This window comes from Thalassobaculum fulvum (genome assembly GCF_014652915.1).
GTDB classification, from domain to species: Bacteria; Pseudomonadota; Alphaproteobacteria; order Thalassobaculales; family Thalassobaculaceae; genus Thalassobaculum_A; species Thalassobaculum_A fulvum.
In genome coordinates this window covers 15,141-28,549 of the sequence record NZ_BMZS01000013.1, presented here as the reverse complement: position 1 = coordinate 28,549, position 13,409 = coordinate 15,141, and the positions used below count along the sequence as shown (strand labels likewise).

Annotated in this window: 11 protein-coding genes; all 11 read right to left on the bottom strand. The window is 68.1% G+C overall.

Annotated elements, in window-relative coordinates:
* Window positions 1-13: 13 nt before the first annotated feature.
* Window positions 14-628, bottom strand: a complete 615-nt coding sequence (gene rpsD, locus IE246_RS24310; RefSeq protein ID WP_189994620.1) for a 30S ribosomal protein S4 — start codon at window positions 626-628, stop codon at window positions 14-16.
* Between the two features lie 192 nt (window positions 629-820).
* A complete protein-coding gene (locus tag IE246_RS24305; protein WP_189994619.1) occupies window positions 821-1,798 on the bottom strand; it encodes an ABC transporter ATP-binding protein in 978 nt (325 codons plus the stop codon).
* 30 nt (window positions 1,799-1,828) lie between these two features.
* Entirely contained in the window at window positions 1,829-2,749 is a 921-nt protein-coding gene (locus tag IE246_RS24300; RefSeq protein WP_189994873.1) for an ABC transporter ATP-binding protein, read from the bottom strand.
* 206 nt (window positions 2,750-2,955) lie between these two features.
* Window positions 2,956-3,816, bottom strand: a complete 861-nt coding sequence (locus IE246_RS24295; protein WP_229837476.1) for an ABC transporter permease — start codon at window positions 3,814-3,816, stop codon at window positions 2,956-2,958.
* Window positions 3,817-3,862: 46 nt separating this feature from the next.
* Window positions 3,863-4,822 carry an ABC transporter permease gene (locus tag IE246_RS24290; RefSeq protein WP_189994617.1) on the bottom strand — a complete coding sequence of 320 codons (960 nt, stop codon included), beginning with the start codon at window positions 4,820-4,822 and terminating at the stop codon, window positions 3,863-3,865.
* 72 nt (window positions 4,823-4,894) lie between these two features.
* Window positions 4,895-6,685, bottom strand: coding sequence for a peptide ABC transporter substrate-binding protein (locus tag IE246_RS24285; protein WP_189994616.1), 1,791 nt, complete (start codon window positions 6,683-6,685; stop codon window positions 4,895-4,897).
* Window positions 6,686-6,825: 140 nt separating this feature from the next.
* A complete protein-coding gene (locus IE246_RS24280; RefSeq protein ID WP_189994614.1) occupies window positions 6,826-7,197 on the bottom strand; it encodes a VOC family protein in 372 nt (123 codons plus the stop codon).
* Window positions 7,198-7,270: 73 nt separating this feature from the next.
* Window positions 7,271-8,053 carry an RNA methyltransferase gene (locus tag IE246_RS24275; RefSeq protein ID WP_189994612.1) on the bottom strand — a complete coding sequence of 261 codons (783 nt, stop codon included), beginning with the start codon at window positions 8,051-8,053 and terminating at the stop codon, window positions 7,271-7,273.
* A gap of 5 nt (window positions 8,054-8,058) precedes the next feature.
* Entirely contained in the window at window positions 8,059-9,687 is a 1,629-nt protein-coding gene (gene cimA, locus IE246_RS24270; RefSeq protein ID WP_189994610.1) for a citramalate synthase, read from the bottom strand.
* A gap of 154 nt (window positions 9,688-9,841) precedes the next feature.
* Complete coding sequence (gene cysS, locus IE246_RS24265; RefSeq protein WP_189994608.1) at window positions 9,842-11,272, bottom strand: cysteine--tRNA ligase; 1,431 nt, start codon at window positions 11,270-11,272, stop codon at window positions 9,842-9,844.
* 362 nt (window positions 11,273-11,634) lie between these two features.
* Entirely contained in the window at window positions 11,635-13,323 is a 1,689-nt protein-coding gene (locus tag IE246_RS24260) for an NAD+ synthase (RefSeq protein ID WP_189994605.1), read from the bottom strand.
* Window positions 13,324-13,409 lie beyond the last annotated feature (86 nt).

Sequence of the window (13,409 nt, the reverse complement as noted above, 5' to 3'; positions counted from 1 at the left end):
GAAACCCGTCGGATCAGCGCGAGTAGTACTCGATGACCAGGTTCGGTTCCATCTGCACCGGGTACGGCACGTCCTCCAGCTTCGGCAGCCGCAGGAAAGTACCCTTCATGGCGCTGTGGTCGACCTCCATGTAATCCGGGAGATCGCGCTCGGCCGACTGCACGGCCTCGAGCACCATCGGCAGCTCCCGGCTCTTCTCCTTGACCTCGACGACGTCGCCCTCGCGCACCAGGTACGACGGCACGTTGACGCGCTTGCCGTTCACCTTGACGTGGCCGTGGCTGACGAACTGGCGGGCGGCGAACACCGTCGGCACGAACTTCATCCGGTAGATCACCGCGTCCAGGCGCGACTCCAGGATGCCGACCAGGTTCTCGCCGGTGTCGCCGCGGCGGCGGACCGCCTCGGCGTAGTACTTGCGGAACTGCTTCTCGCCGATGTTACCGTAGTAGCCCTTGAGCTTCTGCTTGGCCATCAGCTGGATGCCGTAGTCGGACGGCTTGCGGCGGCGCTGACCGTGCTGGCCCGGCCCGTACTCGCGGTTGTTCAGCGGGGACTTCGGCCGGCCCCACAGATTGACGCCGAGGCGCCGGTCGATCTTGTGCTTCGCTTGCTCACGCTTCGCCATGAAGCGGTCTCCTTGTTCTTGGCCGTCCGGTTGCCGGACGGTCGGGTTGTCCCGATAGGGCCTCCGGACCGGGGTCCGGGCCGGGGACGCGCCGCACAGGCGGGCACCCCGCGTTCTCGGGAATGGAGCGGGCGTTATACGGATCGCCCAGCGAAAGTCAAACGCCGTTCGCGCCCCACCTGCCGCGCGGCGTCACCCGCCGCGCAGGTGGCACGCCGACCAGTGCCCCGCCGGTCCCTCCTTCAGCATCGGCGTCTCGGTGCTGCACAGCGGCAGCTGCCGGATCGGACAGCGGGTGTGGAAGTGGCAGCCCGACGGCGGGTTGATCGGGCTCGGCACGTCGCCCTGCAGGCGGATGCGCTCGCGCTTGAGGGTCGGATCCGGGATCGGCACCGCCGACAGCAGCGCCTCGGTGTAGGGATGCAGCGGGTTGGTGTACAGGTCCCGCGACGAGGCGATCTCGACGATCCGCCCGAGATACATCACCGCCACGCGGTCGCTGATGTGCTCGACGACCGACAGGTCGTGGGCGATGAACATGTAGGTGAGGCTGAACTTCTCCTGCAGGTCCTCCAGCAGGTTGATCACCTGCGCCTGGATCGACACGTCGAGGGCCGACACCGGCTCGTCGCACACGATCAGCTTCGGCGAGACCGCGAGGGCCCGGGCGATGCCGATGCGCTGACGCTGACCGCCTGAGAACTCGTGCGGATAGCGCCGGGAATGGTCGGCGTTCAGGCCCACGGTCTCCAGCAACTCGACGATGCGGTCCTCGTATTCCTGCCGGCTGTTCGTCAGCTTGTGGATGGTCAGGGCCTCGCCGATGATCCCGCCGACGGTCATCCGCGGGTTCAGCGACGCGAACGGGTCCTGGAAGATGATCTGCATGTCGCGGCGGAGCGCGGTCAGCTCGCGGGTGTCCAGCTGGGTGACGTCCTTGCCTTCGAACCAGACCTCGCCCCCGGTCGGCTCGATCAGGCGCAGGATGCAGCGGCCGGTGGTCGACTTGCCGCAGCCGGACTCGCCGACGACCCCCAGGGTCTCGCCGGCCTGCATCTCGAAGCTGACGCCGTCGACCGCGTAGACCCGGTCGACCTCGCGCCGGAACACGCCGCCCTTGATCGAGAAGTGCTTCTTCAGGTCCTTGACCCGGAGCAGTGGTTCGGTCATCGCGCGGCCTTCCCCAGGCGTCTTGGTGAATCAGGCATCGTAGAGAACACAGGCGACCTTGTGGCCGGGCGCCACGTCCCGCAGCGGCGGCATCGCCTCGGTGCACTTGTCGGTCGCGAACCGGCAGCGCGCGGCGAACCGGCAGCCCGGCGGCGGGTGCAGCAGACTCGGCACGACACCGCCGATCGCCTCCAGCCGCTCCTTCTTCTCGGCCGCGGTGTCGATGCGCGGGATCGACCGGATCAGCCCCTGGGTGTAGGGATGCTTCGGGTCGCCGAACAACCGGTCGACCGTCGCCTCCTCGACCACACGTCCGGCGTACATGACGACCACCCGGTGCGTGGTCTCGGCGACCACGCCCATGTCGTGGGTGATCAGCATGATCGCCATGCCCAGGCGCTCGCGCATCTCGGCCAGGAGATCGAGGATCTGCGCCTGGATGGTCACGTCGAGCGCGGTCGTCGGCTCGTCGGCGATCAGCAGCTGGGGATTGCACGACAGCGCCATGGCGATCATCACCCGCTGGCGCATGCCGCCGGAGAACTGGTGCGGGTAGTCCTTCACCCGGCGCTCCGGCGTCGGGATATTGACCAGCCTCAGCATCTCGATGGCCCGGTCCGTCGCCTCCCGCCGGCTCAGCCCCTCGTGCAGCCGCACCACCTCGGCAATCTGGTCGCCGACGGTGTAGACTGGGTTGAGGGAGGTCATCGGCTCCTGGAAGATGATGCCGATTTCCTTGCTGCGGATCTTCCGCATCTCGTCGGGGCTCATCTTCACGATGTCCCGGCCCTGCCAGAGGATCTCGCCCTCGACGATCTCGCCGGGCGGCATGGCGATCAGCTTCATCACCGTCATGGCGGTGACGGTCTTGCCGCACCCGGACTCGCCGACCACGCCGACCGTCTCGCCGCGCCCGATGGCGATGTCGACCCCGTCGACCGCCCGCACCATGCCGTCGTCGGTCTTGAAGTGAGTCTTCAGCCCCCGGATGTCCAGCAATGGTTCGGTCACGTCACGCCTCCGACCGCGCGGCTGCGCCGCCGCAGCCCGCCCTGTCTCGCCCACCCGAACGGAATGCCGTCATTGAACGTCCCCACTGACTGATTGACCGGTCCGCCGTCCGACGGGCCGCGATGCCGTTCGGTCCCGGCACGGTGTTAGATCACCCGGCGCGGATCGAGCGCGTCGCGCAGCCCGTCGCCGATATAGTTGATGCAGAGCACGGTCAGGAAGATCGCCGCCCCCGGGAACAGCGCCCAGTGCGGGGCGAAGTCCAGGTAGTCCTTGGCGTCGAACAGGATGCGCCCCCAGGTCGGGATGTCCGGCGGCACCCCGAGGCCGAGGAACGACAGCGTCGACTCGGCGATGATGGCGACCGCGACGTCGATCGTGGCGGCGACGATCACCGGCCCGAGCGAGTTCGGCAGGATGTGGCGGACCACCTGGCGGCTCTGCGACGCCCCCAGCGCCCGTGCCGCCTCCACGAATTCCTTCTCGCGCAGCGAAAAGAACTGGGCGCGCACCAGCCGGGCAACCGGCATCCACCGGAGACCGCCGATCACCACGATGATCAGGATCAGCACGCCGAGTTCCGGCCCGGCCCACTCCTTCAGCACGTCGCGGAACAGGTAGATCAGGACCAGCAGCAGCGGCAGCTGCGGCAGCGACAGGAACAGGTCGGTCAACCACATCAGCGCGGCGTCGATGCTGCCCCGCGCCATTCCGGCGATGGCGCCGATCAGGACACCGAGGCCGATCGCCACGAACATGGCGCACAGCCCGACCGCCAGCGAGATCCGGCCGCCGTACAGCATGCGCGCCAGGACGTCCTGCCCGAGGTCGTCGGTGCCCATCGGGTGAGCCCAGGACGGTCCCTGCAGCATCGCGCTGAAGTCGATGTCGTTGATCGCCACCGGCCAGAGCACCGGGCCGAACAGGACCGCGAAAATCATCAGAAAGAGGATCACCGCGCTCGCAACCGCCAACCGGTGCTTCCGGAAGCGACGCCAGGCCTCCATGGCCGGCGTCACGCTCTGACGCCGGGCCGTCGTGGCCCCGGACGCGTTAGCGGTAGGAGATGCGAGGGTCGAGCCAGCCATAGAGCAGGTCCGCGATCAGGTTGAAGAGGATCACGAGGCACGCAAAGACGAAGGTGACGGCCATGATCACCGGCGTATCGTTGGCCAGGATCGCCGCGATGAGCAGCGAGCCGATGCCCGGCACCCGGAAGATCTGCTCGGTGACGACCGCGCCGCCGAACACGGCCGGCATCTGCAGAGCGACCAGCGTCACCACCGGGATCATCGCATTGCGAACGATGTGCTTCACGATGACGGCGCGCTCGCGCAGGCCCTTCGCCCGGGCGGTGGTCACGAAGTCGAGACGCACCACGTCCAGCACGGCCGAGCGGACGAAGCGCGTCAGCACGCCGGCCTGGAACAGGCCGAGCACACTGACCGGCATGATGGACTGCTTGAAGTGCTCCCAGTAGAACGCCAGGCCGGTCGCCTCGACGTTGGACTGGTAGACGAACGGCAGCCAGTCGAGCGTGATGCTGAAGATCAGAATGAGCATCAGGCCGGTGAAGAAGGTCGGCAACGAGAAGCCGATGAACGCGAGCGTCGTCGCGATCTGGTCGAACAGCGAGTACGGGCGGACCGCCGCGTAGACGCCGACCGGCAGCGCCACCAGCAGAGCGAGGATCTGCGACGAGCCGATGACGATCAGCGTCGTCGGCAACCGCTGCATGATCAGCACGTCCACGTCGACGCGGCTGACGAAGGAGAAGCCCCAGTTGCCCTGCAGCATCTGGGTCAGCCACTTGACGTAGCGTTCCCAGATCGGATCGTCCATGCCGAACTTCTCGCGCAGGGAGGCTGCCACCTCCGGCGGCACCGCCGGGTTCTGTGCCAGTTCGCCGAACGGATCGCCCGGCGCGAGCGCCAGGACGGTGAAGAGCACGAGGCTGATTCCGAGCAGGCTCGGAAGCGCGATCAATATGCGCCGGATCAGGTATTGGCTCACGGTGTCGAAGCCCTTCGAAAGAAATGACGGGAGCCGGCCGCCAGGCGGCCGGCTCCCTCGCTCAGACCGGCATCAGGCTTCGCGGAACCAGTCCTTGATGTTGAACGTGTTGTTGTCCCAGCCGCTGAGCGGAGCGTTCAGCTTGTTGGACACGGCGGCCACGCCACCACGCCAGACCACCGGGATGACCACGACGTTCTCGATCACCAGTTCGTTCATCTTGACGAACAGCTCGGCCCGCTTGACCGGATCCAGCTCGCCCTCGGCAGCGCGATACAGCTTGTCGTACGTCTCGCTCTGCCAGCGGGTGATGTTGCGGCCCTGCCACTTGTTCTCCTTCGTGGCCACTTCCCAGGAAGTGAACTGGTTCATGAAGGTGCCGGCGTCGGGCTGCGGCTGGGTGGTCGTGTACATCTGCAGGTCGGTGTAGAACTTCGTGTAGGTGTCGGGGTTGCCGACGTCCGACGAGAAGTACACCGAGGCGGTGACCGCCTTGACCTCGATGTCGATACCGGCCTTCTGGCAGGCCTGCTTGATGATGGCCTGGGTCTTCTGGCGCGGCTGGTTGATCGAGGTCTGGTAGACGTACTTCAGCTTGACCCCGTTCTTCTCGCGGATGCCGTCGGCACCCTTCTTCCAGCCGGCATCGTCGAGCAGCTTGTTGGCCTTGTCGATGTTCAGCTCGAACGACGTCTTCTTCGAGGCGAACCGCTCCGGGTTGTTCAGGAAGTTCGGAGTGGCCTTGCCGGTCCGGCCGTAGATGTGGTCCTCGACCGCCTGGCGGTCGACCAGGACGTTCAGGGCCTTGCGGACCGCCATGTCGGTCAGCGACGGGTGCTCGGTCTTCAGGCTCGAGCGCTCGCCGTCGACCTCGGTCCACGGATCGGTGTTGTTGAGCTGGATGTGCTCGATCGAGCCGCCGAGGGTGATGTGGATCCTGCCCTTGCCGCCCTCCTCGAGCCGCTTCAGGATCGCGTCCTCGACCTGCATGTTCCAGGCGAAATCGTACTCGCCGGTCTGCAGCACCGCACGGGCCGCCGAAACCGCATCGCCGCCGCCCTTCATCTCGATGGCGTCGAAGTGCGGCTTGTTGGCTTCGTGGTAGTTCGGGTTGATCTTGCCGCGGACCAGGTCGCCCGGCTTGAACTCCTCGAACAGGTACGGGCCGGTGCCGATCGGCGACAGGTTCGCCGGCGCGTCACGCGACTTGGCGCCCATGTACGGCTCGAAGACGTGCTTCGGGATGAGACAGCCGCGGGCACCGACGAAGGCGTCGGCCCAGAACGGCGTCGGCTTCGAGAACAGCACCTTGATGGTGTGGTCGTCGACCTTCTCGACCTCAACGTCCTTGTAGCTCGCGATGGTGTAGGTCGCGGCCGCCGGGTCGGAAGCGTATTTCCAGTTGAAGATGCAGTCGTCGGCAGTGAACGGCTTGCCGTCGTGCCACTTGACGCCCTGCTTCAGCTTCCAGGTGACCGACAGGCCGTCCTTTGCGACGCCGCCGTTCTCCAGGCTCGGAATCTCCGCCGCCAGGACCGGCATCAGGAAGCCGTCGTCGTCCCACGCCGCGAGCGGTTCGTAGAAGATGCGCGAGCCGTCCTGGTCCTTGGTGCCGACCGCGAAGTGCGGGTTCAGCAGGGTCGGGCCCTGCCACCACAGAACCTTCAGCACACCGCCGCCGCCGGCCTTGGTGGGCTTGTACGCCGATTTGACCTGGGCCATCGCGACGCCGTTGTAGGCCAGCATCTGGGCCGCAAGCGGTGCGGTGAGGCCGACTGCAACCATCCGGCGCACGAACGCCCGACGCGACAGGTTCCCCTCCTTCACGTCCGCGATCAGACCTCGCAATTCTCGTTCGTTCATCGGGATCCCTCCTCCCCGGAGCCGCCAAACAATTCGAGGTCCATGGCCATGACGCGGCGCGTCGGTCACCCCCGAACGGGGCGAATGTTACGGCTATATAGTCAGGGGAAACAACACCATCATTTTGAATTCAATACCGGCTATTGATGCACAGCCTCTAGTTTATATCCGTCCAGATCACGCACGAATGCCGCGTAGTATGTCGAACTATAGTGCAATCGCACACCGGGTTTGCCTTCGTCGACGGCACCCGCGGCCATCGCCGCCGCATGGAAAGCGTCGACGGCGTCCCGGCCCGGGGCGTCGAACGCCAGGTGGAAGCCCGGACCGGGGGCAACGACCTCCCCCGGTCTCGCGAACAGCGCCAATTTGTCACCCCCTCCCGGCGGGCCGAACCCGACCGCCCGGGGGGAGGTCCAGACCCTGACGTAGCCGAGCGGAGCCAGCACCGCGTCGTAGAAGGCCGCGGCCCGTTCCAGGTTCTCGACGCCGAACGAGAGATGGCCGAGCATCGCCTGCTTCCCGAAGATGTGAACGCACCGCCATCCTGGCGCATCCGTGCGCGCCGGTCGATCCGGGACGATGTCAGTCGGTGCGGGTGCGCCGCCGTGGCCCTTCGGACAGCGCCCGCAACACGCCGTGCAGGGTCTGCACTTCCTGGTCCGACATGCCGGCCCGGGTGAACAGCGTGCGCAGGTTGCGCTTCATGGTCGGGCCGATGTGCTCGGGATAGAAGAACCCGGCTTCCTCCAGCAGCGCTTCCAGCCGGGCCAGGAAGAACTCGCGGGTCGCCACGGTCGCCGGCGGCGAGGACTCGTCCATCAGCGCCGAAGCCGGCGTGGCGTCGCCCGCCTGGTACCATTCATAGCCGATCAGCAGCACCGCCTGGGCGAGGTTGAGCGACGAGAACGCCGGGTTCAGCGGCACCGACAGCACCGCATCGGCCAGCGTCACGTCCTCGTTCACCAGCCCGGCCCGCTCCGGGCCGAACAGCACCCCGGTCCCCTGCCCCGAGCCGATCCGCGCCCGCAGCTCGCCGGCCGCGGCCCGCGGGGTGAGCGCCGGCTTCTTCATGTCGCGGGTGCGCGCGGTGGTGGCCAGCACGTAGGACAGGTCGGCACAGGCCTCGGCCGTGGTGTCGTAGACCCGGGCTCGCTCCAGCACCGCCGTCGCGCCCGAAGCCATCGCCTCGGCCTTTGGGTTCGGCCAGCCGTCGCGCGGCCGTACCAGCCGCAGGTCGGTCAGTCCGCAGTTCAGCATGGCGCGCGCGCAGGCGCCGATGTTCTCGCCGAGCTGCGGCTCGACCAGGACGATGGCCGGGCCGGCGGCCGCGGCGAGGTCCTCGCGGGAGCTGTCGGTGCCGGCCACCGCGCTCAGGCTCCCGGTCCCCCGGTGCCCGGCGCCGGCACGCCGTCCTTCAGCAGCCGCCAGATCAGGGCGTCGGCCAGCGCCTCGATCGAGGCGTCGATGATGTTCGGGCTGATCCCGACCGTGCGCCAGGTGTTGCCGTCGCTGTCGGCGCTCTCGATCATCACCCGGGTGACCGCGTCGGTGCCGTCGCCGTCGCGCGACGGCGGCAGGATCCGCACCTTGTAGTCGACCAGCCGCATGCCCTCGATCGACGGGTAATGCGGCACCAGCGCCTTGCGGATCGCGGTGTCGAGCGCGTTGACCGGGCCGTTGCCGACCGCCACCTCGTGGCAGGCCCGGTCGTCGACCGTCAGGGTCGCGGTCGCCTCCGACTCCACGACCAGCACGCCGCGGGCGTTGAACCGGCGCTCGTCCATGACCCGCCAGCGCTCGATGCTGAAGTACTCGGGCACCCCGTGGATCAGCCGGCGCGCCAGCAGCTCGAAGCTGGCCTCGGCGCTGTCGAAGGCGTAGCCCTGGAACTCCTTCTCCTTCACCTCCTCGACCAGTCGCTGCACCTTCGGGTGCTTGGGATCGATCTCGACGCCGATCTCGGCGAAGCGGGCGAGGATGTTGGAGCGGCCGGCCTGGTCCGACACCAGGATGTGGCGCTGGTTGCCGACCGAGGCCGGGTCGACGTGCTCGTACGTCGTCGGATCCTTCTGCACCGCCGAGACGTGCAACCCGCCCTTGTGGGCGAAGGCGGCGGCACCGACATAGGCGCGGTGCGGGTCGGACGGCCGGTTCAGCCGCTCGTCCAGCATCCGCGAGACCGCCGTCAGGTGGGTCAGCCGCTCCGGCGTGACGCCGCAGTCGATCCCCATCTTCAGCACCAGGCTCGGGATGATCGCCATCAGGTCGGCGTTGCCGCAGCGCTCGCCGAGCCCGTTGATGGTCCCCTGGACCTGGCGGGCGCCGGCCCGGATCGCCGCCAGGGAATTGGCGACCGCGTTGCCGGTGTCGTTGTGGCAGTGGATGCCGAGATGGCTGCCCGGCACCGCCTTGGCGACCTCGCCGACGATCTCCTCGATCTCGTGCGGCAGGGTGCCGCCGTTGGTGTCGCACAGCACGATCCAGCGCGCCCCGGACTCGTAGGCCGCCTTGGCGCAACTCACGGCGTAGTCGGGGTTGGCCTTGTAGCCGTCGAAGAAGTGCTCGCAGTCGAACATCGCCTCGCGGCCGACCGCGATCGAGCGCTTCATGGAATCCCGGATCATCGCGACGTTCTCGTCGCGCTCGATCTCCAGGGCCACGTCGACGTGAAAGTCCCAGGTCTTGCCGACCAGGCAGACCGCCGGCACCCGGGCGTCCAGGATGGCCGCGAGGCCGGGATCGTTCTCGGCGCTGCGGCCCGGGCGGCGGGTCATGCCGAACGCCACCAGCCGCGCCTGCTCCAGCTTCGGCGGCTCGGCGAAGAACCGGTCGTCGGTCGGGTTGGCGCCCGGCCAGCCGCCCTCGACATAGGCGACCCCGAGGGCGTCGAGGGCGCGGGCAATCGCGATCTTGTCCGCCACCGTGAAGTCGACGCCGCGGGTCTGCTGCCCGTCGCGCAGGGTGGTGTCGAACAGATAGACGCGGTCGTCGCCGGCCATGACGTGCCCTCCGGTACCGGAATTCGGCGGTGCCGGTCTCTACCAGCGAGGGCGCGGTGCCGCAAGGAATCAGCGGCGCAAAGCCGGCTTGCGCGGGTGTGCCCCCTCCCGGCCGCCCCACCACGACGGGAATGGGGGAGCCCTGCGCCCCTCCTTACCCCGCCCGCTTCCAGGTCGTGCCCTGCGGGCCGTCCTCGAGCTCGATGCCCTGGGCCTTGAGCGTGTCGCGGATGCGGTCGGCCTCGGCGAAGTCCCGGGCCTTGCGGGCGTCGGCCCGGGCCGCGATCAGCCGCTCGATCTCGATCTGACTGATGTCGCTGACTCCACCCCTGAACCACTCATCCGGAGTGTTCTGCAGCAAGCCGAGGAGTTCAGCACCCTGCAGCAAAGTACGCTTCATCCCGAACTTCTGATCGTCCGGCGCCTTGTTCAATCGCGTAGCCAGCTCATGCAATCTGGAGATCGCAAGCGGGGTGTTCAGGTCGTCGCACAGTGCGTCGGTGATGTACGTTTCTTGAGGACGGTCGATGTTGACCATTGCGTCGCCCTGATTCTTCAAGGCGAGGTCGGGGCGCACGGTTGAGACGTTCTGCGCACTCTCCAGCGCCTGGTACAGCCGGTCGAGCTGGGCCTTGGCTTCCCGCAGCCCCGCCTTCGAGAAGTCCAGCGGCGCCCGGTAGTGGGCCGACAGCAGCAGCAGGCGGATCGCCTCGCCCGGCCACTCCTGGAGCACGTCGCGGACGGTGTAGAAGTTGCCGAGCGACTTCGACATCTTCTCGCCCTCGACCGTCACGAAGCCGTTGTGCATCCAGTAGGTGGCCATGACGTGGCTGCCGAAGGCGCAGCGCGACTGGGCGATCTCGTTCTCGTGGTGCGGGAAGATCAGGTCGAGCCCGCCGCCGTGGATGTCGAAGGTCTCGCCGAGGTGCTTCCACGACATCGCCGAGCACTCGATGTGCCAGCCCGGCCGGCCGCGGCCCCACGGGCTGTCCCAGCCCGGAAGCTCCGGGTCCGACGGCTTCCACAGCACGAAGTCCGCCGGGTCCTTCTTGTAGGGTGCCACCTCGACCCGGGCGCCGGCGATCATCTCGTCGCGGTCGCGCCGCGACAGCCCGCCGTACTCCGGCATCGACGGCACGCTGAACAGCACGTGGCCGTCGGCGGCGTAGGCGTGGCCCTTGGCGATCAGCCGCTCGATCAGCGCGATCATCTCGGCGATGTGGTGGGTCGCCCGCGGCTCGACGTCCGGGTCCTCGGCCCCGAGGGCTCTCATGTCCTCGTGGAACTGGGCGGCCGTGCGGGCCGTCAGCTCGGCGATGGTCTCGCCGTTCGCGCGGGCCCGCGCGTTGATCTTGTCGTCGACGTCGGTGATGTTCCGCACGTAGGTGACGCGGTGCTCCGGGGCCGGGTACAGCCGGCGCAGCAGCCGGGCCAGCACGTCGAACACCACCACCGGACGGGCGTTGCCGACATGGGCGAAGTCGTAGACCGTCGGGCCGCACACGTAGAGGCGCACGTGGCTCGGATCGATCGGGCGGAAGACTTCCTTCTCCCGCGTGAGCGTGTTGGTGATCTTGAGATCCATGGTCTCGGCTCCAGGCATCTGTTCCCCCGGCATGCGTATCCGGGAGCGGGTCGCTTGTTTTCGGACGGGCGCGCGCGGGCGCGGGCCGTCAGCGACAGATGTCGGCCGTCGGGTAAAGCGCGATGCCGAGCGAGGCGATCGGGCGGCGCGCGAACATGGATCCGGTTCTCCCGTGGCGTGAACGAGTGTGTGGTTAGCAGATCGGGGTCCGGCGGTCCACTCAAACACCCGTCCAGCTATGGGTCCCGGATCGCGCGGTGCGCGTCCGGGATGAGGACAGGAGACAGCACCCCCCTCATCCCGGCCGCAGCGGCGAAGCCGTGGAGAGCCGGGACCCAGGACGCCACGCGCTCTAACGCACCCTACTCCGCCGCCGACTTCATCGATGGGCGGTAGACGCCGACGAAGGCGTTGGTGATCGGATAGCGGCGGTCCTTGCCGAACGACTTGCCGGTCACCTTGACGCCCGGCGGTGCCTGGCGGCGCTTGTACTCGGCGCGGTCGAGCAGCTTCCAGACCCGCAGCACGGTCTCGGGCTCGTGGCCCTGGCCGACGATGTCGGCGATCGGGGTCTCGTTCTCGATCAGCTCGGTCAGGATGGCGTCCAGCACCGGATACGGGGGCAGGCTGTCCTCGTCCTTCTGGTCCGGCCGCAGCTCGGCGGATGGCGGCTTGGTGATGATCCGCTCCGGCATCACCGGGCCGTCGGGGCCGAGACCGGTCGCCGGCCTGTGGGCGTTGCGCCAGCGCGACAGCTCGAACACCGACATCTTGTAGACGTCCTTGAGCACCGAGTAGCCGCCGCACATGTCGCCGTACAGGGTGGCGTAGCCGACCGACATCTCCGACTTGTTGCCGGTCGACAACACCATGTGGCCGAACTTGTTGGACAGCGCCATCAGGGTAATGCCGCGCGAGCGCGCCTGGATGTTCTCCTCGGTGATGTCCGGCGACGTGCCGGCGAAGGCGTCCGCCAGCATGCCGTCGAAGGCCTGCATGGCCGGGCCGATGTTGATGGTCCGGTAGTCGACCCCGAGCATCTGCGCCGCCGCCGCCGCATCCTGCAGGCTGTGATCGGAGGTGTAGGGCGACGGCATCATCACGCAGCGCACCTTGTCGGCGCCGAGCGCGTCGACCGCGACCGCGGCGCTGAGCGCGGAGTCGATGCCGCCGGACATGCCCAGGATGACACCGGGAAAGCCGTTCTTGCCGACATAGTCGCGCAGGCCGGTCATCAGCGCGCAGTACAGCGACTCAGGTCCCTCCGGCTGCCTGACCCGGTCGCCGACCGCGCACGACCAGCCGTCGGCCCCGCGGGTCCAGCGGGTGGTGACCACCGCCTCCTGCCAGGCCGGCATCTGCAGGACCAGATCGCGGTCGGCGTTCAGCACGAAGGAGGCGCCGTCGAACACCAGCTCGTCCTGGCCGCCGATCTGGTTGAGGTAGACCAGCGGCAGACCGCTCTCGACTACGCGGGCGACGCCGAGCTGCACCCGCACGTCCGACTTGCCGAGCTCGAACGGCGAGCCGTTCGGGACCAGCAGGATCTCGCCGCCGGTCTCGGCGACGCACTCCACGACCTCGGGGGTCCAGATGTCCTCGCAGATCGGCACGCCGATGCGCACGCCGCGCACGTCGATCGGGCCCGGCGGCGGGCCGGCGGCGAACACCCGCTTCTCGTCGAACACCCCGTAGTTCGGCAGGTCGACCTTGTAGCGCGCCGTGACCACCCGGCCGCCGTCGAGCAGCAGCATGGCGTTGTACAGCTTGCCGCCGTCGAGCCACGGCGCCCCCAGCAGCACGGCCGGCCCGCCGTCGCCGGTCTCGCGCGCCAGCTCCTCGATCGCGGTCCGGCACTCGGCCACGAACATCGGCTTCAGCACCAGGTCCTCGGGCGGGTAGCCGCAGACGTAGAGCTCCGGTGTCAGGATCACGTCGGCGCCGTCGCCGGCGGCCTGGGCGCGCACCCGGCGCAGCTTGTCGAGGTTGCCGGCGATGTCGCCGACCCGCGGGTTCAGCTGCGCCAGGGTAATGGTGAGGGTGTCGGTCATGACGGATCACTTAACGCCGGGGGAAGCGGGGGGCAACGGGATAGGCGATGCCCGGGTCCCGGCTCTCCGCGGCCGGGATGAGGAAA

Bases quoted from the DNA above. Each gene is read 5' to 3' on its own strand.
- IE246_RS24285 (WP_189994616.1), bottom strand. From the start codon at position 6,685: ATGAACGAACGAGAATTGCGAGGTCTGATCGCGGACGTGAAGGAGGGG.
- cimA (WP_189994610.1), bottom strand. From the start codon at position 9,687: ATGGCCGGCGACGACCGCGTCTATCTGTTCGACACCACCCTGCGCGAC.
- rpsD (WP_189994620.1), bottom strand. From the start codon at position 628: ATGGCGAAGCGTGAGCAAGCGAAGCACAAGATCGACCGGCGCCTCGGC.
- IE246_RS24295 (WP_229837476.1), bottom strand. From the start codon at position 3,816: ATGGAGGCCTGGCGTCGCTTCCGGAAGCACCGGTTGGCGGTTGCGAGC.
- cysS (WP_189994608.1), bottom strand. From the start codon at position 11,272: ATGGATCTCAAGATCACCAACACGCTCACGCGGGAGAAGGAAGTCTTC.
- IE246_RS24260 (WP_189994605.1), bottom strand. From the start codon at position 13,323: ATGACCGACACCCTCACCATTACCCTGGCGCAGCTGAACCCGCGGGTC.
- IE246_RS24305 (WP_189994619.1), bottom strand. From the start codon at position 1,798: ATGACCGAACCACTGCTCCGGGTCAAGGACCTGAAGAAGCACTTCTCG.
- IE246_RS24300 (WP_189994873.1), bottom strand. From the start codon at position 2,749: ATGGTGCGGGCGGTCGACGGGGTCGACATCGCCATCGGGCGCGGCGAG.
- IE246_RS24280 (WP_189994614.1), bottom strand. From the start codon at position 7,197: ATGCTCGGCCATCTCTCGTTCGGCGTCGAGAACCTGGAACGGGCCGCG.